This is a genomic window from Guyparkeria hydrothermalis (assembly GCF_023555375.1).
GTDB lineage: Bacteria > Pseudomonadota > Gammaproteobacteria > Halothiobacillales > Halothiobacillaceae > Guyparkeria > Guyparkeria hydrothermalis.
Genome location: NZ_JAJSEE010000009.1, coordinates 37,342 through 61,400 on the forward strand (window position 1 = coordinate 37,342; position 24,059 = coordinate 61,400).

At 68.0% G+C, this 24,059-nt stretch carries 15 protein-coding genes; 7 read left to right on the forward strand and 8 right to left on the reverse strand.

Annotation, left to right across the window (positions count from 1 at the left end; translation table 11 throughout):
- Positions 1–45: 45 nt before the first annotated feature.
- The 8 genes from LV475_RS10925 to recC all read right to left on the reverse strand — a co-directional run bounded on the left by LV475_RS10925 (position 46) and on the right by recC (position 16,093).
- Complete coding sequence (locus tag LV475_RS10925) at positions 46–2,034, reverse strand: transglutaminase TgpA family protein (protein WP_169303524.1); 1,989 nt, start codon at positions 2,032–2,034, stop codon at positions 46–48.
- Positions 2,034–2,975, reverse strand: coding sequence for a DUF58 domain-containing protein (locus LV475_RS11165; RefSeq protein ID WP_169303525.1), 942 nt, complete (start codon positions 2,973–2,975; stop codon positions 2,034–2,036). Before LV475_RS11165 ends, LV475_RS10925 begins: the two co-directional genes overlap by 1 nt.
- A gap of 19 nt (positions 2,976–2,994) precedes the next feature.
- Positions 2,995–3,915, reverse strand: coding sequence for an AAA family ATPase (locus LV475_RS10935; protein ID WP_136866209.1), 921 nt, complete (start codon positions 3,913–3,915; stop codon positions 2,995–2,997).
- Between the two features lie 31 nt (positions 3,916–3,946).
- Entirely contained in the window at positions 3,947–5,755 is a 1,809-nt protein-coding gene (locus LV475_RS10940; RefSeq protein ID WP_136866210.1) for a YcaO-like family protein, read from the reverse strand.
- A gap of 73 nt (positions 5,756–5,828) precedes the next feature.
- Positions 5,829–6,197 carry an Mth938-like domain-containing protein gene (locus tag LV475_RS10945; protein WP_136866211.1) on the reverse strand — a complete coding sequence of 123 codons (369 nt, stop codon included), beginning with the start codon at positions 6,195–6,197 and terminating at the stop codon, positions 5,829–5,831.
- 232 nt (positions 6,198–6,429) lie between these two features.
- Complete coding sequence (gene recD / locus LV475_RS10950; protein WP_136866212.1) at positions 6,430–8,655, reverse strand: exodeoxyribonuclease V subunit alpha; 2,226 nt, start codon at positions 8,653–8,655, stop codon at positions 6,430–6,432.
- A complete protein-coding gene (recB, locus tag LV475_RS10955) occupies positions 8,652–12,461 on the reverse strand; it encodes an exodeoxyribonuclease V subunit beta (protein WP_136866213.1) in 3,810 nt (1,269 codons plus the stop codon). The genes recD and recB overlap by 4 nt, the downstream gene beginning before the upstream one ends.
- Complete coding sequence (recC, locus tag LV475_RS10960) at positions 12,458–16,093, reverse strand: exodeoxyribonuclease V subunit gamma (protein ID WP_250106309.1); 3,636 nt, start codon at positions 16,091–16,093, stop codon at positions 12,458–12,460. The genes recB and recC overlap by 4 nt, the downstream gene beginning before the upstream one ends.
- A gap of 294 nt (positions 16,094–16,387) precedes the next feature.
- On the opposite strand from recC, the gene LV475_RS10965 reads away from it, so the two are divergent.
- The 7 genes from LV475_RS10965 to LV475_RS10995 all read left to right on the forward strand — a co-directional run bounded on the left by LV475_RS10965 (position 16,388) and on the right by LV475_RS10995 (position 23,923).
- The gene (locus LV475_RS10965; protein WP_250106310.1) at positions 16,388–17,755 is read left to right on the forward strand and encodes a sigma-54 interaction domain-containing protein; all 1,368 of its coding nucleotides are present in this window, start codon (positions 16,388–16,390) and stop codon (positions 17,753–17,755) included.
- Between the two features lie 416 nt (positions 17,756–18,171).
- Entirely contained in the window at positions 18,172–18,780 is a 609-nt protein-coding gene (locus tag LV475_RS10970; RefSeq protein WP_250106311.1) for a hypothetical protein, read from the forward strand.
- Positions 18,780–19,463: a hypothetical protein gene (locus tag LV475_RS10975; protein WP_136866084.1), complete on the forward strand. Its 684-nt coding sequence runs from the start codon at positions 18,780–18,782 to the stop codon at positions 19,461–19,463. Before LV475_RS10970 ends, LV475_RS10975 begins: the two co-directional genes overlap by 1 nt.
- A 39-nt stretch (positions 19,464–19,502) precedes the next feature.
- Positions 19,503–20,774 carry a hypothetical protein gene (locus LV475_RS10980; RefSeq protein WP_250106312.1) on the forward strand — a complete coding sequence of 424 codons (1,272 nt, stop codon included), beginning with the start codon at positions 19,503–19,505 and terminating at the stop codon, positions 20,772–20,774.
- Between the two features lie 304 nt (positions 20,775–21,078).
- Positions 21,079–21,657 (forward strand): C39 family peptidase, encoded by a 579-nt coding sequence (locus tag LV475_RS10985; protein ID WP_197039271.1) that lies wholly within the window; start codon positions 21,079–21,081, stop codon positions 21,655–21,657.
- Positions 21,658–21,684: 27 nt separating this feature from the next.
- Complete coding sequence (locus LV475_RS10990; protein WP_250106313.1) at positions 21,685–22,512, forward strand: hypothetical protein; 828 nt, start codon at positions 21,685–21,687, stop codon at positions 22,510–22,512.
- Between the two features lie 82 nt (positions 22,513–22,594).
- Complete coding sequence (locus LV475_RS10995) at positions 22,595–23,923, forward strand: porin (RefSeq protein WP_250106314.1); 1,329 nt, start codon at positions 22,595–22,597, stop codon at positions 23,921–23,923.
- The last annotated feature ends 136 nt before the right edge of the window (positions 23,924–24,059 follow it).

The window sequence follows — 24,059 nt, forward strand, 5'->3', positions numbered from 1 at the left end:
CACTAACGCGCCGATTCATGCCAGCCGGTTTCCAACGGCTAGCGGTCAGGCCCGCCGCCACGGCCACCGACCGCGCCAGGCGAGTCGCCGATGGACGTTGGCCAGCCGGTTGGTGAGCAGGCGGGCCTGCCGTCGGCTGGTCGAGCGGGCGTAACGCGACGCCTCGAGCAACTGCCCGATGCGGCGCAGGTCGTCGGCGGCAAACGGCAGGGCCAGGGCCGCGCGCTTCAACAGGGCCCGTTCGCTTTCCGAGGTATCCCGCCGGATGCCCAACCGGGCCAGATCTTCCTGGAGTCGGGTCCACAGGTACTCGGCCTCGCTGCCCGCCTGCCGGCGACGTTCACGGCGGGCGAGGACCAGTAGCAGGCCCCACCACAGGCTCGCCGCAATCGCCAGTGCCCACAGTGCGCCCCATACCGGGTGGGTCATCGCGAGACCGATCCGGCCGAGCCAATCCTGCTGAAATCCGCCGTCGTAGCCGAGCACGTACTGGTTCCAGCGGTTGTCGAGCTGTTCGGCCAGCAGTCGCATCTGTCGCCGGAACGAGCCTTCGTCGCGGCGCACGGTGGCGGGCAGATCGGCATCATCGGCCGTCGAACGGGCGATCCCTTCGTCGATGCGTTCGGGCGCTACCGCGGCGGTGGGATCGACCCGTTGCCAACCGTCGGCCGCGGTCCAGACCTCGGCCCAGGCATGCGCATCCGACTGGCGGACCACGAGGAACTCGCCGTTGAACTCGCCCCCCTGGTAGCCGGTGACCACGCGGGCGGGCACGTCGGCCGCGCGCATCAGGCGCACGAAGGCATCCGCGTAGTCCGCGCAATAGCCGCGTTGCGTGTCGAACAGGAAGGTATCGGCACGATCCGCCCCGCCGCGTCGCCCGGGCGAGCGGCTGTACTCGAAGGGCTGTTCGCGAAAGTAGGCCAGCGCCCGCTCGATGCGTTCGGCCGGGGGGCGATCACGCCACTCGGCGGCAAGGTCCGCCAACAGGGGGTTGAGCCCACCCCGGGCCAGGTACTGCTGCCGACGGAAACGCGGCAGGCTGCCGGCCTCCAGCCGGTAATCGAGCGCCGAGGTCATCGAGTAGCGCAATCGATCGTCGACCGCTTGCTCGCGCTGCACCACCAGGTTGCCGTCGACCCGGCTTCGTCGGGGTGTCTCGACTGCGGCGGCGAGGCTGGGCAGTTGGCGAGAGGCGGTCGGCTCGAGGGTGATCTCGTAGGCCACCCGGGAGTCGTCCAGGGTTTCCAGGCGGGGCGAGCCGGTGGCCGGGTCGGCCACCCAGCTTTCCGGGTCGTCCTCGGCAAATCCGCTCATCACGAACACGCGCCAGTAGCGCTCCCGGGGAGGAACCGGTGAGTCCTCGAAGCGTACCCGAAAGGCGGGAGTGGGATCCTCGGCGAGTTCGTCGAATTGCCCCGGGCGCATCTGTTCCGAAAGCCCCGTCTGCGCCTGCCCACCGGGTTGCTGCACGCCCCACAAGGCCCCCGGTGGCCGGGGAAACAGCGCAAACAGGATCAGGGCAAAGGGCAACCCGAGCAGCAACAGCCGGCCGGCCTCGCGCAGGCGCTGACCAAGGGATTGTCCGGTCGACACGCCCGCCTGGGCAATGCCCATCCACGCGCCCACCAGCAGCCAGAAAAGCAGCATCACCAGGGCAAAGATCGGCATGGCCTGGTCGAACAAGAGCACGCTGATCAGGAGGAAGAAGGTCAGGAGCAGGACACTGACCTGGTCGCGGACCTCGTGGGTTTCCAGCAACTTGAGCCCGGCGGCGACCACCAGCAGCGCCACGCCGGCATCCCGGCCCCAGAGGGCGTGAAAGTGCAGCACCACCACGGCGGTGCTGCCAGCGGCAAGCAGCAGCAACAGCCAGCGCGGCGGCAGCGGCAGGCCGGCGACTTCGTGCAGGCGCCGCCAGACGAACGCCGCCACCACGATCGGCAGGACCGCGACGGGGAGGTGCGGCAATAACAGGCCGACCGAGCCGACCAGCACCAGCCAGAGCAGCGGGTCGAGGCGGGGCGCCGGCATCAGTACGACTCCCCGGGAGGGACGTGATCGAAACCCTGCGCGTCCCGCGGGCGCTCGAACCGGGCGAGTTGCTGCAGCGCGGCGCGATACCGGCCGGCGCGGTTGGTGCTGCTGTCCGCCCGGATCGCCTCCTTGCCGGGCAGCAAAAGCACCCATGGGCGCCGGACTCGCTCGAGCTCCATCAAGCGTTCGGTCATGGCCGACAGCCGGACCTCGCGTGGCCCGACGAAGGCCGCGTAATCGATGCGCTCGGGGTCGGGTTGCTCCTCGTCGCTCTCCGGGTGCCGCGTGAGGAGCTGTCCGGACTTTGCGTAGTGACGGAAGACGACATGCCGGATCGGGTCGCCGGGGTGATAGCCACGCAGGCGGGTCGGATCCCCCTCCATCGCGGGTTGCGCGCCGGACGCCTCGTTCGAATGCCGCTCCCCCCGTTGCTCGCCCGGTTCGGGACTGGGGTAGACCCATTGCCCGATTCCCGGCGACAGGCGCCGGCTGATCCGCCAGAGCCCCAGCGGGTAGGGGGTTTCGAGGGTGATTTCGGGCAGGGGGAGGTAGCCACGTGGTTCCCCCGGCAGGTCGAGCGACAGGGTGGTGCGGTTGCCGGCAGTCGCCGAGGTCGGCTCGACCCGATCGGTGCCCGCATCGACCACGAGCGGGGGCAGGTTGCGGTTGGGTGTTCCCAGTTCGATGGCGAACGAGCCGGGTGCGCCGGCCGGGCGCATCTCGGGGGGCATGACCCGGGCGGTGACCGCGGACAGGGCGCGCCAGCCCTGCCAGGCGCTGTTGATCATCAGCGCGATCATCATGAAGGCGATCAGGAAGATCAGGTTATTGCCGTAGTTGATCGCGGCCAGCAGCATCGCCGCGGTAATCACCGCCAGCCCGAGGGCAAAACGGCGTGGGCGGATCTGCAGGGATGAGGGCAGGGGCTGGCGCTGCACGAATCGGATCGCTCCCGCGTTACGGCGTCGGCACGCGCTCGAGCAGCAGGTCGGCGGCGTCGCGTCCGTCATGGCCATCCAGCCCGACGCGGTGATTGACCAGATCCGGCAGGACGGCCTGGACGTCGTCGGGCAGCACGTGATCGCGCTGGTCGATCAGCGCCCAGGCCCGCGAGAGGTTGAGCAGGGTCAAGCCGGCGCGCGGCGAGAGACCCACCCGGAATTCCGGCGCCTGGCGGCTCGCCGCCAGCAGCGATTGGACGTAGCCGGCGATCCGATCGGCGACGTGTACCCGCGCCGCCTGGGCTCGCAGGTGTTGCAATCCCTCCACATCGACGACCGGCTCGACCTCGTTCAGGTGAGCCCGCCCGCCACCGGAGAGCAGCATCTCGCGCTCGGTCTGGGCGTCCGGGTAACCCAGGCGAATAACCATGGCGAAGCGGTCGAGTTGCGACTCGGGCAGGGGATAGGTTCCGGCCTGGTCGAGCGGGTTCTGGGTGGCGATGACGAAGAACACCGCCGGCAAGGGGTAGCGCTTGCCGTCGACGGTGACCTGACGCTCTTCCATGGCCTCGAGTAGCGCGCTCTGCACCTTGGGCGGGGCCCGGTTGATCTCGTCGGCCAGCAGCATCTGGGTGAAGACCGGCCCCGGCACGAAACGAAAGCCCGAGGGCGCGCCGGCGACCCCGGGCTGGAAGATCGAGCTGCCCACCACGTCGGCCGGCAGCATGTCGGCCGTGAACTGCACGCGCTTGAAGGACAGGCCGAGCACCTGCGCCAGGGTGTGCGCGAGCGTGGTCTTGCCCAGGCCCGGCAGGTCCTCGATCAACAGATGCCCGCCGGCGAGGATGCAGGTCAATGCCTTGCGAATGGCCGGGCGCTGGCCGACCACCACCGAGGCGGTACGGTCGATGATGCTCGGGCAGATGGTGGCGTCCATGCGGGTGTGGTGCTCCTCGCTCGGTTTCGGTTCAGTTTGGCGGTCGTGTTGCCGCCAGATCCAGTTTTGCCTGGTAGGCGCGCCGATAGGCATCGATCAGCGCCGCGTGGCGGGGTTCGTTGCGAAAGCCCGGCTCCAGCGGCGTGAGGGGATGATAGCCCCATTGACCGGCCAGCACCCGGGAGGCCTCGTCAACGCGCTTGCCGGGGAACAGCGCCTCGAGCGATCGACGCGTCGCCTCGGAGGAGAGGCCCGCCTCGCTCTCGAGTTGCCAGAGGACCTGGGCGGCGCGATAGCGCTGCTGGCGCGCGGCCGGCAGGGGCGGCACGCTGGCGAGCCAGTCGATGTCCATGCCGATCTCGTCGCTCTCGCGTGGCTCGATCGCGTGGGCGTGCAGGCGGGCGAGCACCTCCACCTCGCCAATGCGGGTGCCGGCCCAGACCGAATCCGGCCCGGCGCACAGGCCGATCACGTCGGACACCGGGGTGAGCGGGTCGAGTGCAAGCTCGGCGATGGCCGCGGCGAACTCGCGGCTTTCCTCGGGGGTGAGCCGATCGAGACGCTGGAAATAGGGCAGCAGGGCAAGCCCCTGGTTGTTGTTGCGCTCGATCAGCTCCTCGACCGGGTAGATCTCGGAGACCCCGGGCACCAGGATGCGGCAGGCCGGCAGCCCGAGGTGCTCGAAGTCGGCGATGTAGACGTCGTGACCGAGTTCGTGGAACGTCGCGATCAAGGCCTTCTCGTACTCGACGTTCTTTTCGTGCCGGGTCATCTCGGCCACGTCCTCGGGCTCCATGCCCCAGGGGGTGAACGGGTAGTCCGGTTCGTCGCGCAGCATCTGCCACGGCAGGATGCCGGAGGAGTCGATGAAATGGAGCTCGATGTTGTCCGGGTCGGCGGCCAGTTCCTGGTCGGCGGTCGGGGCGGGAAAGGCGTGCAGGTCGTCGAGATCACGGCCCTGGACCAGCTCGGTGAGCGTGCGCTCGAGCGCCACGTCGAAGCGCGGATGGGCACCGAACGAGGCGAACACCCCACCGGTCTCGGGATCGTAGAGCAGTACGCAGATCACCGGGAAGCGCCCACCCAGGGACGCATCGAAGGCTCGCGCGGCAAAGCCGGACTCGTTCAGGGCCTCGAGTGCCGCCCGGCTGGCCGGGAAGCGGGCCATCACCTCGTCGGGGATTTCCGGCAGGGCAATGCCCTCGGTGATGATCTGCTCCTTGACCGAACGTTCGAACACCTCGGACAGGCCCTGCGTGTGCGTCTCGGCCAGGGTGTTGCCGGCCGACAGGCCGTTGGAGACGTACAGGTTGCCGACCACGTTGACCGGGAAGAAGATCGTCGCCCCGTCGCGTTGGCGGACGAACGGCAGCGCGCAGATCCGGTCGCCCTCGCCACTGTTGAGATCGGCCCAGTCGGCGGTGGTCTCGAGCGCATCGCCCCCGTAGAAACTCCACAGTCGGTCATCGAGCAGCCCCTCGGGGCGTTCGCCGGGAGCGCCCAGCGTGAACCAGCGTTCGGCCGGGTCGTGCAGGGTGCGGCCATCGACGCTCGCGAGCTCCTGGTGCCAGTGGAAGTCGGCAAAGAAGTACTGCGAGGCCAGTCGCTCGACGAACTCGCCCAGCGCCGAGGCGAGTGCCGCCTCGCGGGTCGCGCCCTTGCCGTTGGTGAACAGGGCGGGGCAGCCCCGATCCTTGATATGGACCGACCAGCAGTTGGGTAGCGGGTTGCGCCACAGGCTCGGTTCGATCTCGAATCCGAGGTCGCTCAGGCGGCCCTGGACGCGGGCGATGGTGTCTTCAAGCGGCGCGTCCTTGCCGGGGATCAGGGTTTCAGTCATTCGGGAATCGTGTCTCGTGGGGCGTGAAAAGGACCGTGAGAAAGGCGCGGAAAAGGGAGAAACCAGCGGGTGGTCAGAGAAACACGAGCAGGCTCACCCGCCGCAGCTCGGAGGCGAGCACGGTGTAGGTGCGCAGCGCCGCGGCGGTGTCCATGTACTCGATGCCCACGCCCTGGCGCATCAGCGCGGCCGACAGGCTGGCCGGCCCCATCCGGGTGCGGGCGCCGGTGCCGATGATCACCACTTCCGGCTCATCGCGCAGCAGCAGGGACTCGCCTTCGACCGACAGGGCATCGAGCTCGTCGACCGGTACCTCGGCGTGCAGCGTGTCCGGCGTGAGCAGGAAGGGCTGCCGCAGCTCCTGGTCGTTTACGGTCACGTGGGACTCGGAGAAGCCGCGGATCACGAATTGGCGGCCGCGATCGTCCTGGGTCAAGCGCATGGCGTCTGTCCGTCCGGGTTGATGTGGCCGCTAGACTAAGGAAACTCTGCACGAATATCCAACGCCTCTGCGGGTCCAAAGGGTTCCCGCCCTGCGGGGCTGGCCGGCTTGCCCGTCATCGGTGTTTCCGATCCTCGCCGGGTCATGAGCCCGCCTTCGTATCGGCGCCTTGATGACGAACAAGCCGGCAAGCCAGAGACATTGGCTATGCGTGCAGACCTTCCCTAGTGGTTCAACCGTTCTCGTGCCACTTCCCGTCGTTATGCTTGTCCAGGGCCAGTCGGGACATCAGCCGACGACGCAGGTGACCCGATCGGCGGGTGACGCTGGCGATCGCGGCGCGCAGCACCATGGTCGCCTGCTCCGCCGGCTGGCCCGCGTGCCCGTCGTCCGGGCGAACGGGCGATACCAGGGTGAACTGGCGCCTGGCGCGGGTGATCGCCGTGTAGAGCAATTCGCGCGTCAGGATCGGGTTACGGTACGCGGGCATCACCAGTGCCACCCGGGTGAACTCCGAGCCCTGCGACTTGTGAACGGTCAGCGCAAAGGCGGTTTCCACCTCGGTCAGGCGCGTGGGACTTACCCAGTGAAACCGCCGTCCCGGCGGGGCATTCGGGTCGTCGTTCGGGAATACCACCCGCAGACCGGTCTCCCCGCTTTCCAGACGCGCGGGCAGGGTCAGCCCCATGTCGCCGTTGGCGAGATTCAGCTGGGCGTCGTTCCGGGTGACGATCACCGGACGGCCCGCGTACCAGCCGGTCGATCGGCCCATGCCCTCGGCGGCGGGCAGCAATCCGTCGCGGACCAAACAGTCCTGCACACGGGCATTCAGGCCCTCGACGCCCGCCGGCCCGCGACGCAGGGCGCAGAGCAGCTGGAAGTCGTTATGGCGGCGGAACAGTTCGGCCACGTCCGCTTCGTCGGCCGGCGCGGTCGGATCGAATCCCGCCGTCCGTTCGGCGAGCATCGACAGCCACGGGCGCAGCCCGTCGACGACCAGCCGGGGGAAACCGCCGGTCGGGTCGTCGCCGGCTCGGTCCAGCAACCACGCCACCTCGCGCTCGGCGATCGGGCCTTCGGCGGGGCGACCCAGCACGCCGGTCGCGGCGGTCGGATCGCCCCGGTTTACTGCCCGCGCCAACGCCCCGATCGCGCTGTCCTCGCCGAAGCGATGCGAGACGCGCAGGGTGGCAATGTGGGCGGCGACCGCGTCGGTCGTCTCGGTGAAGAGATCGGGCGGGGGCGCTGCCGGCAGGGATTGCCCCGTGGCGGCTTCGAGGTAGTCGTGCACGGGCCGCGGATAATCCGGGGTGTCGCTGTCACCGGCATGGCGGCAGAGCTCACCGAGCACCGCCCCGGCCTCGACCGAGGCGAGCTGGTCCTTGTCGCCCAGCATCACCAGGCGGCAGTGGGCGGGCAGGGCATCGACGAGCTGTGCCATCAGTTCCATGCCGATCATCGAGGCCTCGTCGACCACGACGATGTCGAGATCGAGCGGGTTGTCGCGGTGATGGCGGGGCCGTTCGGCCAGTGGCCGCGTGCCGATCAGGCGATGGATGGTCCGGACCTGATCGGGCAGGTGCGCGGCGACGCGGGCCCAGGATCCGCCTTCGAACCCGGTGTTCGTTGGCCCGTCGTCAAGGGCGGCGATCTCGCGCACCTTGTCGCCGATCGATTCCGACAGGCGTGCGGCGGCCTTGCCGGTCGGGGCACACAGCGCGATGCGGGGCGGGCCCAAGCGGTCAGATCCGTCGAGATGCAACGCGGTCAGTGTCGCGAGCAGTCGCACCACGGTCGTGGTCTTGCCGGTACCGGGGCCGCCGGTGATGATCGCGAACGGCTGGTACGCGGCCAGCGCGCAGGCGAGCTTCTGCCAATCGGGAGCCGATCCCTGGCCCCGGACGGTGGGATACAGGGCATCGAGAATCGGACGCACGCGCGCGGCGGGTGCGGGTTCACCCGTGGTCCGGCCGGCGAGGCCGGCCGCGACCCGTCCCTCCACCTGCCAGTAACGACGCAGGTAGAGTTGGGGGCGCGTTGGGTCGACCAGCACCAGCGGTCGGCCATCACCGGCCTGGTGGTCCTCCCGCCAGGCCAGCGGGCGCACCGCCGGGTGCTCGGACAGGGCCTGCTGCCAATCGGCAACGCTCACCCCGTCGAGCACGGCTGCCGGTGTGTCGGCTTCCGATCCGGCCCCGGTCGGCTCGGCGGGCGGCATCCGCAACGTCAGATCGGGGTTTTCCTTCACCGCGGTCAGGTCCAGACAGACGTGCCCGCTGCCGCTCTGGTGGCTCGCGAGTGCTCCGGCCAAAGCGGCCAACGGATCATTGGTCGGGGCATGAACGGCCAGGAAATCGGCCACGGCGCGGTCGATCGGGCGCAGCCAGCCGATGCCGACCCAGCGATCGAGCAGGACACGCAGGCTGCCGTGGTCGGCAAGGGCCGGGTGACGGTTCATGCCGCGACCTCCTCGCCGGCAAACAGCCGGTCGAGCGACTCGATCAGGACGCGGTCCGGCCGGCAGGTGTAGACGCCGGCGTTGTCGGGGGCGTCGGTGGCCGCCTCGATCCCGCGCAGGAACACGTAGGCCGCCCCGCCCACGTGGCGGTCGTAGTCGTAGTCCGGCAACCGATCGCGCAGGTGGCGATGCAGGGCCACCAGGTACAGGACGAATTGCAGGTCGTAGCGCGAGTCGAGCATGGCCTGTTCCAGTGCCTCGGGCGTGTAGGCGGCCGCATCCGGACCCAGCCAGTTGGATTTCCAGTCGATCACGTAATACCGGCCGTCGCGCTCGAGGGCGAGATCGATAAAGCCCTTGAGCATGCCGTTGATGGCCGGCCCGGACAGGGGCGGTCGCGGGCGGCCCGGCGCGACGTGGTCGCACACGAGTCGGTCGAGCGGCGCGAGATCGGCGTCGTCGACGGCCAGCCAGAATTCCATTTCGGCCTGGTATCGGGTCGTTTCGGCCAGCGCGAGCTCCCCGCCGGTCGGCATCCGCCAGCGGCTGGCCAGCAGGGTCTCGAGACTTCGCGCGACGACATCGACCTGCGCCTCGTCGAGTGATCGCAGCCCCGGGTGGGACGTGCGCGAGATCAGACGGGCGATCGATCCCGGGCGCTGGGCGTGACGATGAAAGCCGTCGGCGGCAATCGCCTCGATCAGGTCGTGCAGCAGGGTGCCGATCTGCGCCCCGCGTGGCAGCGCGTGGATGCCGATCGGCACCAGGTCGGTACGGAGACCCGTTGGCCCGAGGTCTGTCCTGGCCGTCACCGCGTGATCCGCGGTCGGCCGGGCCCGGGTGACTGCCTCCGCCTGCGATTCGAGACGCACTTCCTCGCGCGCGCCCTCCGGGGCGGGGAGGGGCACCCGGTGGCCGATCGAGGCGGTCAGCGCCGAGAAGCTCGAGATCCACCACGGTTCGAACGCCTCGAAATGCGGTATCCGAGGGCCGTGAAGCGCCGGTTCCGGCGGTGGCGTGAAGCGATGGCGGCGAGGATCGAGCGGCTCGGGCAGGTCCACGATCTCGATCGCTGCGTGCTCGGCCCAGCGAGCGAGCTTGTCGAGGTAGCCGGGGCGGTCGCAGGTCTCGTCGGGTGAAAAGCCGAGGAATTGCCCGAAGGCCGTCTTGCCGGGGTTGAACGCCTTGGCGTTACCGAACTTGACCGGCCCGGCACCGAGCACACAGGCGTACTCCGCCCGGGTCATGGCCACGTAGAACAGCCGGATGGACTCGGCGATCGCCTCCTGGGCGGCCTCCGCGTTCGCCTCCTTCGTCGGCGCCATCTCCCAGACCGAGCCATCGTCGCGGTGACGGCGGGTCGGTTCGCCGCGGCGATGCGTGTCCGCCCCGAGCAGGGCGATGAAAGGCAGGAACACCACTGGGTACTGCAGGCCCTTCGACCCGTGGATGGTCACGATCCGCACCATGGCGTTGTCCTGCTCCAGGCGGATCTCCTGCTCGGCGGCCCCCTCGGTCACGGCCAGGTGCAGGCGGTGGAGCAGGGCGGTCTCGCCGTCGACGTCCTGGTCGGTCTGTTGCAGCCATTCGGCCAGGTGCAGCAGGTTGGTCAGTCGGCGCTCGCCGCGGCGGTTCTGGCGTGCGTCGGTCTCGAGCAGACGAGCCGGGATGGAGAAATGGTGCAACAGGCCCATGATCGCGGCGAGCACGCCCTGGGATTGCCAGGTCCGGTGCCATTCGTGGAATCGCTGGCAGATGGCGTCGAATTGGGTCTCGTCGCGCAGGAGGGCTTCCAGTTCCTCGAGCGGCAGGGCCATGCTGGCCGTGGCGAGCGCCTGACGGATCCGGTCGCTGCGCGCCGGCTCGGCCAGTGCCTCGAGCCACACGAGCATGTCGGCCGCCTCGGTCGAGGCGAACACCGAGGAGCGCTCGGACAGGAACACGGCCGGCACGCCGAAGTCGGCCAGTGCCCGGCGCATCAGCTTGCCTTCGTCCTGCGTTCGTACCAGCACGGCGATATCGCGTGGCTCGAGCCCGCGCAGTGCGCCGTCGCCTTGAAAGCCGCAGCTGCCCGACTGGCCGCGATTGAGCAGTGCGGCGATTTCCCCGGCCGCCCGGACGGCCAGCGCGTCGCGGAAGGCGCCGCTGGTCCAGACCTCGTCGGGAGGCGATGCCCACAACGTCACGGCGGGCAGTTCACCGCCCCGGTCGACCAGGCGGTCGTCGCGTCCCTGGGCCTTGACCGGCTCGAACGGCAGCGGCGATGCCCCGCCATCGAGGGGGAAGCGAAACGCGCCGTCGGGGTGTTCATCGGCCACCGAGAACATCGCGTTGACCGCGCCGACCATGGCGTCGGTCGAGCGGAAGTTGCAGGGCAGGCTCGCGTGTCGTCCGGCCGTTGCCCGCCGCGCGGTGAGGTAGCTATGGATGTCCGCGCCGCGAAAGCTGTAGATCGCCTGCTTGGGATCGCCGATCAGCACGATGGCGTGCTCGTCCGAGGCGGGCGTCTCCGCCCCGAGCGGGTAGACGGCCGAGAAGATCGCGTATTGCAGCGGATCGGTGTCCTGGAATTCGTCGATCATCGCGACCGGATACTGGGAACGGATCGCCTCGATCATGCCCCGGGCGTTGGGGTTTCGCTCCGGGTCGACCGCATCGCGCATCTGGATCAGCATGTCCTCGAATCCCATCGCGCGGCGGCTGGCCAGCAGGCTCGCGATGCGTTCGCGTATCCACAGCGCGGCGAAGGCCTGGACGGTGGGCTTGATCTCGTCGACTTGCTCGTCCAGGCGGGCAAGGGCGGCGTGCCAGTCGCCGATGGCATCCAGCGCCGGGTGCTCGGGCGGTTCGTGGCCCTTGTTGGTTGACGGGCGCGCGAGCTTCTTCCGGTCTGGCTCGCCAAGCGTCCCGGTACCGGCAGCCCAGTCGTCGACACCGGCAAGCCACGCCGCGAACGTGTCTTCCGTCTTGGCCTCGGCGTGACTCGTCTTGCTCAACCCCGGACGCACGCCGTTCCACAACCCGTGCAGGGTGTCGATATCGGCGAGCCAGGCCTCGCGCGCCCGGCCCTCGGCCGTGTCCGCGCGCTCTTGCGCGACGGACAGTCGATCGAGTAGCTCGGCGGGTGAGGGCAGCTCCCCGGTGGACCCGGCCGTGATCTCGCCGACGGCAAGCCGGCTGCCGTCGCGCTTGATCAGGTTGCGTACCTTCTCCTTGAGCGCCCCCGGCGTGTCGACCAGGCGGGCGAACTGCCGGGCGAGAGATTCCCTCGTGGTCAACGGGTAGCCGTGCGTGCGCCAGAAATCGCGCACCGCCACGTGGATCAGGGGGTCGAGGTCGGTGATCAGCTCCTGCTCGAACAGGGCGCCGCTGTGGAAGGCGTGCTCGGCCAGCTGTCGTTGGCAGAACCCGTGGATGGTGAAGATGGCCGCCTCGTCCATCCATTCGGCGGCCCGTTGCAGCAGGAAGGCGCCGCGGGCGCGCTCGTCGGCATCGAACTCGTCGTACAGATCGCGCAGGGGTTGGTCGACCTCGTGCTCATCACGGGTGCCCGCAAACAGCCAGGCGGCCTGTTGCAGGCGGCTGCGAATCCGGTCACGCAGTTCGGCGACCGCCGCCTCGGTGAAGGTGCTGACCAGTATTTCCGGCGGGGTGAGCGGACGCGCGTGGCGTTGCTCGGGTCCGCGGTGGCCCAGTACCAGGCGCAGGTAGAGCAGCGAGATGGTGAAGGTCTTGCCCGTGCCCGCACTGGCCTCGATCAGCCGACTGCCTTGCAGGGGAAAGGTGATCGGATCAAGTTCGTTCATGCCTCTCCCTCGCTTGCCATGCCCTCGGTGGCCGGGGCCTTGCGATGTTCGCCCCGCGTGCCGCTGAGCAGTGGCCGGTACAGGGCGTTGGCGACCGCCTCGAAGTCGGCGTGGGCCTCGAGCGCCGCGAATTCCGGCCACAATCGACGCAGGTCGGCATCGTACTGGGCGGCGTGGTCGAAGGCGGCGCGTGCGCCGCTGCGGCGCTTGAGGTCGTCTCTGGCGGTGAGCCAGGCGATCTGGGTGCGGGCCTCGGCCGGTAGCGGCTGGCGGCGGGCCTGGTGCCACCAGCCGACCAGGGCGGTCAACAGGTCGCGCGCGACGGTCGGATCGACCGGCTCCATTGCGACCGGGCGTTCGAGCAGGGAGTCGCGCTGGGCGTCGGATTCGCTGATCAGGTAGGTGGTCACCGGGCGGCCGCTCAACTGCGCCGCCAGGTGGGTCGGCCATTCACCCACCAGGCGGTGCCACTTGAGGTTCTTGCCCTTGTGCAGGGCGCCGGGCAGCAACCGCAGCCGAACCGCCTGATCCTCGCCGACCCGGATGTCGTCGATCTGCCCCGAGAGGACGGTGTCTTGATCGTTGCCAGCATCGGGGGTGAGACGAGCGTCGATATCGACGGCGGGCAGCAGGTCGGGATACCGGGCCTGGAACGCCGCCCAGGTGGTCAGCTGGCGGGCGAGCGGATCAGCATGATCACGGCGCAGGGCCTCGTCGAACGGGGCCAGCGGCAGTTGGCCGGTGCCGGCAAGGCGGTCAAAGGCGGCCTCGATCCACTCCGGCAGCATCGCCTCGAGCCGCTCGCCGGAAAGGGATTGGACCGGCTCGCGGGCCAGACGTGCGCGCACCAGCTCGAGTAATTGGGCGCTGAGTTGCGACTCGCCCAGCGGGTCGAGCGCGAACGGCTCGTCGTCCTCCGGCAGGCGGATGTCGGTCCGTGGTGCCACCCCCAGGTGGCGGCCGAGGTAGACGCGCCAGGGCTGTTTCAATAACTGGGCGAGATCGCCGAGGGTGGGGATGGGGGCATCCATCTCGTCTTCGGTCTGCGCGGATGTGGCGGTATGGGTCACGTTCGGCCCGGCATGCACCTGCTGCCATTCGGTGGCGTAACTGCTCAACTCCGGTCGCTCCGGGCCGAAGTACGCGCGGCTGAACGGCTGGAGCGGGTGCTCGGTCGTCAGTGAATCGGAGGCGGCGGTCTCGTCGGGCGAGTCCGTCAGCGACCAGCCGCGATCGATGTGATCGCGCAGCTGATTGACCAGAACGGAGGCCGGTCGCTCGTGGTTGTCGCGGATGTCGCGGCCCACCCAGCTGATCCAGAAACGGTCGCGCGCGGAGAGCAAGGCCTCGAGAAACAGGTAACGATCGTCCTCGCGACGCGATCGGTCACCGGGGCGGTAGCGACCGGCCATCAGGTCGAAGTCGGCGGCCGGCTGGCGCCGGGGGTAGGCCTCGTCGCTCATGCCGAGCAGGTAGACGTGGCGGAAGGGGATCGCACGCATGGGCATGAGGGTGGCGAAGTTCACGGCCCCCACCAGGAATCGCTGATTGAGGCGGTGCTCGTCGAGCCGATCCAGCCAGGCGCTGCGGGCCGTCTCGATGCCGATGGGCTGATCGAATGCCGCCGAGCGGCAATCCTCGAGCCAGCCCGTGATCGCCTCGAGCACCCGGTCACGCAGGTTGACCGCCGACTCGCGCGCCGCCAGCGGATTGGCCTGGTCATCCTCGCCCGGCGGAATGGCGTCGGGATCGAAGAATGCCTCGACCAGCTCCTCGAAACGGGTGGCCCACCCGCCGGGGGATCGGCATTCGCCCAATCGGTGTCGCCACCGGCCAATGGTGTCGATCAGGTGGTGCAACGGACCGATGACCGCCGCGCTCATGCCCTCCATCCCGCCGACGGGCACGATGCCTTGCCAGTCGTCGTCCGCGCCGGCGAGGTAGCCGTACAGCAACCGGTCGAGGCCGAAATGCCAGGTGTTCTGCTCGATCCCGGCCGGCAGGCCGAATTCGGGCCGATGATCGCCGTCGAGCCCCCAGCGAATGCCGGCCGCGTCGATCCAGTGACGCAAGGTCGCTACCTCGCTGTCGGCAATCCCGAAACGCGCGCGCAACGCGTCCACTTCCAGTAGATCCAGTACCTCGCTGGCCGTCAGTCGCGCCTCCGGCAGATGCAGCAGACTCTCCAACGCACGCAGCATCGGGTGGGTATCCCGCTCCGGCCGGTCGGAGATGGCAAACGGCAGGTAGCGCGGGTCACGGCGGTCGAGTCGACCGAACACGGCACTGATGGCGGCGGCGTAGTCGGTCATGTCCGGGACCATGACGATCACGTCCCGCGGGCGCAGGCCGGGGTCGGCATCGAAGGCCGCCAGCAGCTGATCCTGCAGGATCTCGACCTCGCGCAGCGGGCTGTGGGCGATGGTGAACCGCAGCGACTCGTCGGCCGCGTCGAGCCGACGTCCTTGCGCCTCCATCTCCGAGACCGGGCGCAGGTCGAGCAGGTCGGCCTGGATTTGTCCCAGCAGGTGGTCGGTCGTCGGTTCGGTAAACAGATCGATGTTGAGCGGGTCGCTGTGCCGCGCCCGTTCGGGTGCCTGGTCGAAGGCGTCGACCAGCCGCACGAGGTCACGCCCCTGCTTTCCCCAGGAGGCGAGCAGGGGGTGGGCGTGCTGATGGAGGTCGTGATCGGCGAGGCTCGCGTCGACCTTGCGCGCGCTGATCCGTCGGTAGGCGTGCCGGAACAGGTGACGGTCCTCCACGATGTCGCCCCAGTAGTGCCGGCAGGGGTTCTGCAGACAGAAGATCACCTGGGTCCAACGCGAGATGGCGCCGAGGACCTCGAGGACCTGCGGCGGCAGGGCGGAGACACCGAAGACGACGATCCGGCGCGGCAGGTCGGGGGGACGTTCGGTGGCCTGGGCGGCCCGGTCGAGGAACGCGCGGTGCACCAGTGCCCGACCGGCAAAGTCCGCCGGCGCCGTGCCGTCCTCGGTCTCGGGCGGATGGCGTACGAGGTCGTCGAGCACCGCACGCCAGAGTGCCGGTTGCCACCGGGAATCGGCCGGAACGTCAGGGGCCTCGCCGAGCGGGCCGGGCAGGGCGAGTTCCTCGTTCGCCCAGCGTTCGAGCCAGTCGGCGCGATAGACCTGGTACTGGTCGAACTGGTCGGACAGGCGGGCGGCGAGCTGGTAGGCCCTGTGTTCGTCATCGACGATGTAATGCGCCAGGGGTTCGAAGACCGGATCGGCGCGGATCGCCGGGTCTCGCAGCAGCCGGAGCAGGCGCCAGGTCAGTCGCGCCTTGTCCAGCGGGGCCTCGGGGGGCACGTTCTGGCGTCCCAGCACGGCCCGGTAGCACTGCCACTGCAGGCGGGCCGGGAGCAGCAGGTCCATGGCCGTGGCGATGCCCAGCCCGCCCCGGCCATCCTCGTGTTGCGAGCGGCCAAGGGCGAGGCGCAGCCACTGGGCCATGCCGTTGCTCTGCACGAGGATGCGCTCGTCCTCCAGCGGCCCGAGCGGCGCTCGACGCAGCCACTCCACCAGCAGATCGCGCAGGCCCTCGAGGCGATTGCCCTGCAACACGATAAAGCCGGGCGTGATGGGGGCGTGGGCGTCCGTGGAGTCAGTCAAGACGTCGTGTCTTCCCGGTGGTCGCAAATGGAGGTCCGCCGGGAAGTGTATGGGAAGCGGGCATGCGGTGAAAACGCGACCGGAGGTGTCGTTGGCGGGATGGCCTGGCGCCAGGGTGGTCAAAAAATGCGCAAACTGTGAAAAGAGGCATATAGTCAGGGTGTTAGGGAACGGCTTTTTGGCGTCCCGGTCAGGGGGCGCCACGTGAGCCGGGCCGGTCAGGCCACCGCCTGACCGGTAGGGCCAGACCAAGCAGGGACCGATGTATGGATATGCCCTGGGGACGTCGCTGCCATGAGTAGCGAGATGTGCATGTTTCGGCGATTGCCGATGCTGAGCCTGCGCGGGCCGGAGGCGGTCGAGGAGGTTCGCCGCATCGCCGAGCCGTTCTTCTGGGAAATCGTGGGCGTCGACGACCCGGACCGGTTATCCCGCCAGGTCAAGCGAGACCAGGTGCGGGTGGCACTGATCGACCTGCGCGGGGCCATGCAGTCGGCAATGAGCTGGCTACCTGCCTTCTGTCACCAGTTTCCCAGTCTGCAACTGGTCGCCATCATCGAAAAGCCGCAGGCCGACAATCCCGCCCACGCCAGCTTCCTGCACGCCTACTTCTTCGATTTCTGCTTTGCCCCGATCGAGCCCACCCGGCTGACGTTCTCGATCGGTCACGCCTGGACCATGGCCCGGGTGGCCGATCTGCACGTTGCCAACGAGTCCGCCTGTGGTCTGGGCGACGGCGCCCACGAGATGGTGGGCAGGAGCGAGGCCATGCAGGCGGTCCGGCGCCAGGTGCACCGGTATGCCGGCAATCACCTGCCGGTGCTGATCACCGGGCCCACCGGCACCGGCAAGGAACTGGCCGCACGCTCGATCCATCATCAGTCCGATCGAACCGACAAGCCCTTCGTTGCGGTCAACTGCGGGACATTGAGCCCTAACCTCATCCAGTCGGAGTTGTTCGGCCACGAAAAGGGCGCGTTCACCGGGGCGAGCAAGCGCCGCATTGGCTGGGTGGAGCAGGCCCAGGGCGGGACCCTGTTCCTCGACGAGATCGGCGATCTGCCACTGGACGTGCAGGTCAACCTGCTGCGATTCCTGCAACAGGGCGAGATCCAGCGTGTTGGCGGGGACGCCACGATCGCGGTCGATGCCCGCATCATTGCCGCCACCCACGTCGATCTCAATCGCGCCGTGCTCGCGGGCACGTTCCGCGAGGATCTGCTGTTCCGCCTCGACGTGCTGCCCCTGGAGATGCCGCCGCTGGCCGAGCGGGGTGCCGATGTGCTCGAGCTTGCCGAGCACTACCTGGCCCGTTTTTGCGACGAGCTGGGAGTAAAGCGAAAGCGTCTGACCCCGGCGACCGAGGCGGCACTGCGTACCTATGCCTGGCCGGGCAACATCCGCGAACTCATGAACCGGCTGCGCCGCGGCATCGTGCTGGCCGACGGCAACATGGTCTCGCTGCCGGAGATCAGGCCGCACCACGACGACGACAGCAATTTCCCCACCCTGGCCCGCGCCCGGGAACTGGCCGAACGACGGGTGATCGCCGAGGCAATCGCCCGCGCGGGCAACAACGTCACCGAGGCCGCGCGCCTGCTCGACGTCTCGCGCTGCACCCTGCACCGACTGATCCGCAAGCACGACCTCTCGATCGACTGACCCGGCGTTGCCACGTCGAGGGCGCCAGGTCCACCTTCACCGGTTCCCGTCCCGTCATTTCCGCTCGGCTCACGGTCGGGGCCGAGTCGTTTCCAACACGCGACACGCATTAACGCGTCACACCGGGCACCCAACGCCAACGGCGTCAGTGCACGCGCCCATGCGCCAGAATGGATCAACGGCCATTGGCGCTGTATCAGGATTGCGACGGTTCGACCGGGCCGACACCACGCCTGGATGCGACTCGCGCGGCGCCCCGCATTGCCGGCTGTATCACGCCTGCATCACTCGGCACCGGATCACGGGGGCTTATTTCGTAAGCCGCTGATTTTACGGCACTCAAAATCTTGGCCCCGGACTTGCTCCAGTGGGTGGCGTGGGAGCACGACGCTCCCCACCACTTCGGGAGCCAGGTCATGAACGACGTGTTCGGCAAACAGGATTTCATCTCGATCGCCGGGGACAGGATTCGGGTAACCCCAACCCGATCCGCACCACGGATGACCTCCGTGCCTTCGTCGGTTAACGAGTCCCGCCCGAATCCCGCGTTTACGGCCTCCCTCACGCTGACCCTGACCATCACCGCCACGCTGGCGGCCTCGCTGTGGTCGATCGATGCGTTTGCCGCCGGCTCAAGGGCCGCGGTCGAGGCCAGGCCGGGCGAGATCGTGCTCCAGCGTGCCGTCCCGACCCGCCATGCCGCCCGTGCCCAGCCCCCGGGGCGGGCCTTGCTGATCGATCCGAGTCCCAGGTCGGAAATGGAACAGGGCCTGTCTCACCTGGAAATATCCCCGGGCGGTTACGGGCAGGTGGCCGCGGGCGCAGGTAACGGCCCGTCGCACGCCGGCGGCATGGGCGGCTCCATCACCACGATCACCCAACAACTGGGCGGGTCCACGAACGGACGCCACTCGGCACCCTCGGTAGCCGGCGGGGCGATCGGCTCGGCCACCGGGTCGATTGGCTCGACCGTGACCGGAGCGCTGTCCGGCGCCGGCCTGCTTGGACAGGGAGGGACACGGTGATGGCCAGCCGCAGCAAGCATTCGCCCGATTTCACGCACCTGATCCGGTTTGCGCTGGTGGGGCTCGGGCTGTTCGCCCTGGCAATGACCGCCCAGATGATCGTTGCCGGCGACGCCCGCGCCGAGGCCTCCGTGCCCGGCGAATACGACTGGATGCTCGCCGTGCTCAACGACAACCACATCGGCGAGCACTTCGCCCAGGGGGCGACCGGCAACGTGTCCGTCAATACGGCCGCCGGCGCGGCAAATCTCCAGACCAACCAGCGCGCGTTGAACGGGACGATCGATGCGACTCAACGCATCGACAACCCAGGCCAGGCACGCCCTGCATGGATGGAGACGAACACGCGCATCGACGGGCAGGCATTCAGTCGTGGACAGGGCGTGCTGGGAGTGAACCAGGTGGCCGGCGACGGCAACGCCCAGATCAATTCAATGGCCCTTGCCCCCGCAGGCAAGGGATTCAAGGAGATTCGCACGCTCGAACCGGTGAACCCGGTTGGGGCGTCGGATTCGGCCGCCCGGGACGACGGGCAGTCGGGGGAGGTCTCTTCGGGACGGTATCGCGCGGTTGTCACCGACACCGCCTTTAGCGGATTCGGAGGGGTTCTCCAAATCAATCAGGTGTCGGGAAGCCGAAACGTGACGGCAAATCACTTCTCGATGTCCGGCCACCGACCCTGAACTCATGATCGAAGAAACCCCAACAAGAAGGTAGATGCCATGAAAACGCAACTCAAGATGACCCTGATCGCCTCGGCGGTCGCCGCGCTGGTCTCTGGCCCGGTAATGGCCTCCGAGTCCAACGGTGAGCATGAGGGCGGCCACCACAACATCCACATGAAGGTGAAGATCGATGTCGACAAGAACATCGATGTCGACAAGACCGTGGACGTCGAAAAGAACCTCACCCTCAACAAGACCCGTAACGAGATCGACCACGTCGATCGTGAGTTGCGTGACATCGTGATCAACGCCTCGGCGGGTGCCTCGGCACACGATCGCCAGTTCATTCACGCCAACGACGTGCGCAACAAGAAGCTGACCAACAACGCCAGCATCGGTGACAACGTCGGTAACGGCGCCTCGGGCAACATCGGCATGAACGTCGCCGCCGGTGACACCAACGTGCAGGACAACGCCGCCGCGCTGGCCGCCGTTGACGCCGGTTTCGTGTTCGGTGAGTCCTACGCCAGTGTCGACGTTGACCAGACGAACCTGGCCAACACCACCCGTAACAGCGGCGTGATGAACAACGCCAGCATCGGCCAAAGCGCGTTCGCGAACGCCTCGGGCAATATCGGCGTCAACGTCGCCGCCGGCACTGGCAACGGTCAGAAGAACACCATGGCGGCCTCGGTCTCCACGGCACGTGTAGCCAACGCCACCCTGAGCAGCAACCAGGAGTCGATCGGTAACAGCATTCGCAACGAAGGCCGTACCGAGAAGTACAGCGACACCACCCAGGTGCAGCTGGCCGGCTGGAGCATGGGTGGCTACATGGGTGGCGGCGTCGGTGGCTACTCCGGCACCACCAGCGGCACCATCGACGGTGAAATGGACCAGATCAACAATGTCTACCCAGACATCTGGACTGGTTCGCAGCACACCGGCGGTTCCGCCGACGGTCACTTCGACCTCGACAACGGGGACGACGGTACCAACGGCACCCAAGGTGGTCTTGACCTCAACGACGACGGCGGCGCGCTGGCCTTCGGCACCCACGAGATGACCTACGAGGGCGAGGAGTCTGGTGGGCTGGGCTTCGTCGAAGGCGGCAAGGTCCTGCTTGGAAGCGTCATGAGCGGCGAAGTGGCCACCACGCGCTACGTGGTCGTCAACGCCAAGAACGACGCCTCCCTGCTGGGTAACGCGTTTGCCAACGCCTCCGGCAACATCGGCGTGAACGTCGCCTCGGGCACCGGCAACCTGCAGAGCAACGCACTCTCCATGGCCGTGGCCTGCAACACCTGCGCTGGTGGAACCGGCGAATAACCCGATCACTTGATCGGTCGACGGGGCGCGCAAGCGCCTCGTCTTTCCAGGCGACCACCCTCGATCGGTGTCGCCCGGAAAGACGATTGACCCGAATCCATTCATGGCCACTCCACCGCGAGATATCACCGTGCAGGCACCCTCCCTCCGACACAGCAGCGTCATCTTCGCTCGCGCGCTTTGCGCGGCGGGGTGGGCCTTGTTGGTCTCGGGGTGCCTCGCGGCCATTGCCGCTTTGCCGGCCTCGGCGGCCGACGTGCGGTTTGCCGGTGTTCTTCCCCACGGGCAGATGGTGGAGAAGCCCGTGGAAAGCCTGCTCGAGCGGCGTTATCGCAACGTCGTGCGTCAGCAGTTCGATTTCTCCTGCGGCGCGGCGGCGCTCGCGACGCTGCTCAAGCACGCCTATGGCCTGAACCTCGACGAGGCGACGGTGCTGGCCGGGATGTGGGGGGTTTCCGACCCCGAGCAGGTGCGTACCCGCGGTTTTTCGCTGCTGGAGATGAAGCACTACCTCGAGCGGCTGGGCTATCGCGGTCGCGGTTACGAAATCGACCTGTCGCGTCTGGGTCGGATCAACGTGCCGACGATCGTGTTGATGGACGTCAATGGCTACCAGCACTTCGTCGTCCTCAAGACGGCCGGCGACGGGTACGTGCACGTGGCCGATCCGGCGCTCGGCAACAAGCGTTACACCACCGAGGCATTCATCGAGGCCTGGCCCTCACGGACGGTGTTCGCGGTGATCGGTCCCGGATTCGATCGCCAGACGGTGCTGCTCGAACGCACCGACATTCCCAGCAGCGGCGACCTGCATCGACGCTCGGGGCAGGTGCCCACGGCCGACCTGCTCGATTTCGGTTTTCAGCATGCCGACCTGTTCTGAGGCCGGTGGCTTTACGAGGGTACTCCCATGAAACGCAAGCACTGCATCCGATCCATGCACTACTACAACCAGCCCGCGCCCAACCGTGAACGGCCCGCGCCGGGTCTGCCCACCAAGGCGCTCCTGGTCGGTGGTATCGCGGTCGGGCTGGCCTGCGCCGGCTTGCTGATCAGTGGGTCGGTGCTGGCGGCCAACCCCGCCATCGTGGCGCTTACCGACCCGGAACTTGCCGAGATGCGAGGCCGCTTCCTCGCCGCGGACAACCGCGTGATGTATTTCGGCGTCGAGATGATCACGCAGTGGCAGACCACGGGCGGCACGATGGCCGCCGGCCTGAGCGTCGGTATCGACCGGGCCGGTCGGACACCCTCCGTGACCTTTGCCCCGACCGTGTCGATCCAGGGTGATCCCGGGATCAACACCTCGGGGTCCCATGTCGTCCAGGGCAAGGCCACGGATCGCACCCGCGGGGTACGCCAGCAGATCCAGGTCGCCGGCAATGACAACCGGGCGGCTAACCAGTTCGACGTGCGGATCGAGCCGCATCGGCGGGGTGCCACCGGCTCGGAAGGCGGCTACAACGTAGAGGTGCGACAGGGCGGGGCGGTGGTTGCCGCGGGGCTTTCCAACGGCGGACGGCAGGCCGGGGTAAGCATGCAGCTGGGCAATTCGCGGGTCTTCCAGGGATTCCAGGCCGGCAACGCCGCCCAGGTGATCCAGTTGGCCGGCGATCACCAGGTGGTCAACAACCAGCTGCGTCTGGTGGTGGGCATCGACCCGAGCCGGATGAGCAGTCGAGAGCAATTGCAGCGCCAGGTCGGCCAATCGTTGGCCACGCTGCGAGGCGGCATCTGAAAACCGGTCGTTCACGTCCGGGACACCGCGTGAGCAGGACAACGAATGGCGAGCGAGGGGACAATCCCCAAGGAGTCGGGCCATGGATTTACCGGAAAGGGAACGGGCAGGGGGCGTCAGCCGCCTGCCGATTGGGTTGTCGACACTGACGGTCTGCCTGTCGCTGGGACTGGCGCCGATGGCCTGGGCGGCCAACGAGGCCGACAACGTCGAACAATTGCGGGCGGAGCTGGACGAACTCAAGCAGCGTTACGTCAACGAGGTGCGGCGATTGCGCGAAATTGACGCGCGCTTGATGGCCGTCCAGACGCGACTGTCCGAGGCGGGGGTGGAGCCCGAAGGGGATCTCGAACCGCGTCCGTCATTGGGGGCGCAGGCCGATACCGGCGAGGCCGCCGGCAGCGCCCCCACCGCCGAGGACAAGCGCCAGGCCACGCGCCGCAGCGTCGATGATTTCCTCCAGCAGGAACACGTCGCGTTCGACCGGCCGCTGGTACTCGAGGCGGGGTTCGAGTACAGCCGCTACGATCGCACGCAATTGACCTTGAACGGCTTTCTCGCTCTGGACGCGATCTTTCTCGGCAACATCGCCGTCGACAACGTCGCCTCGGACACCTTCAAGTACACCCTGGCGGCCCGCTATGGTCTGACGCCCCGCTGGAACATCGGCGTCTCCGCGCCGTTCATCCAGCGCTACACGACCTACCAGAAGGGTGGAGCCGGTGGATCGGCGGCCGCCTTCGCCGAGGTGGACCAGACCAGCGATCTCGCCATCGGCGACACCACCGTCAACATCAGTTACCGGTTACTGCCGGAGACGGCCAGTCGGCCCGACGTGGTCCTGACCGGCAGCGTGATCGCGCCCACCGGGCGCGAACCCTACGGGATCGACTGGCGCGTGATCGAGACCGGCGAGGATGCCGACGGCAACTCGTTTGTCCGCTTTGCCGTCCCCGAGGAGCAGGCGACCGGCAACGGGCTCTGGGGGGTGGGCGCCTCGGTGTCCGCGGTCAAGACCCTCGACCCGGCGCTGCTGTTCGCCAACTTCGGCTACACGCACTACATCTCGCGCAGCTTCGACGATCTCAACAACGATCCGGATACCGTCAATCCCGGCGAGGTAAGCCTGGGCGACAGCTGGAGTTGGGGACTGGGCCTGGCGTTCGCGTTGAACGATCGCGCCAGTCTGTCGATGTCGTACTCCCAGCAGATCAACGGCAAGGCCCGCACCAAGTACGACGGCGAGGAGTGGGTCGACCTGATCGGCAGCGATGCCAACTCCGCGATGTTCAATCTCGGGCTGACCTACGCGCTGGGCAAGAAGACCACCCTGGTCACCACGCTTGGCGTGGGCCTGACGCCCGATGCCCCGGATTTCACCCTCGGCATCCGTATCCCGTACGCGCTCTGACCGCCCGGCAACGGGCGGCGTCGACCGATCCTCCTGCGGTCTTTCCTCCGCCGCCCGAGTCAGGCCGGGAGCGGGGGATTTTTTAATGGAATGGCCTGCTCCCACCCTATTACGCTGTTTGGAGGAACAACCGAAC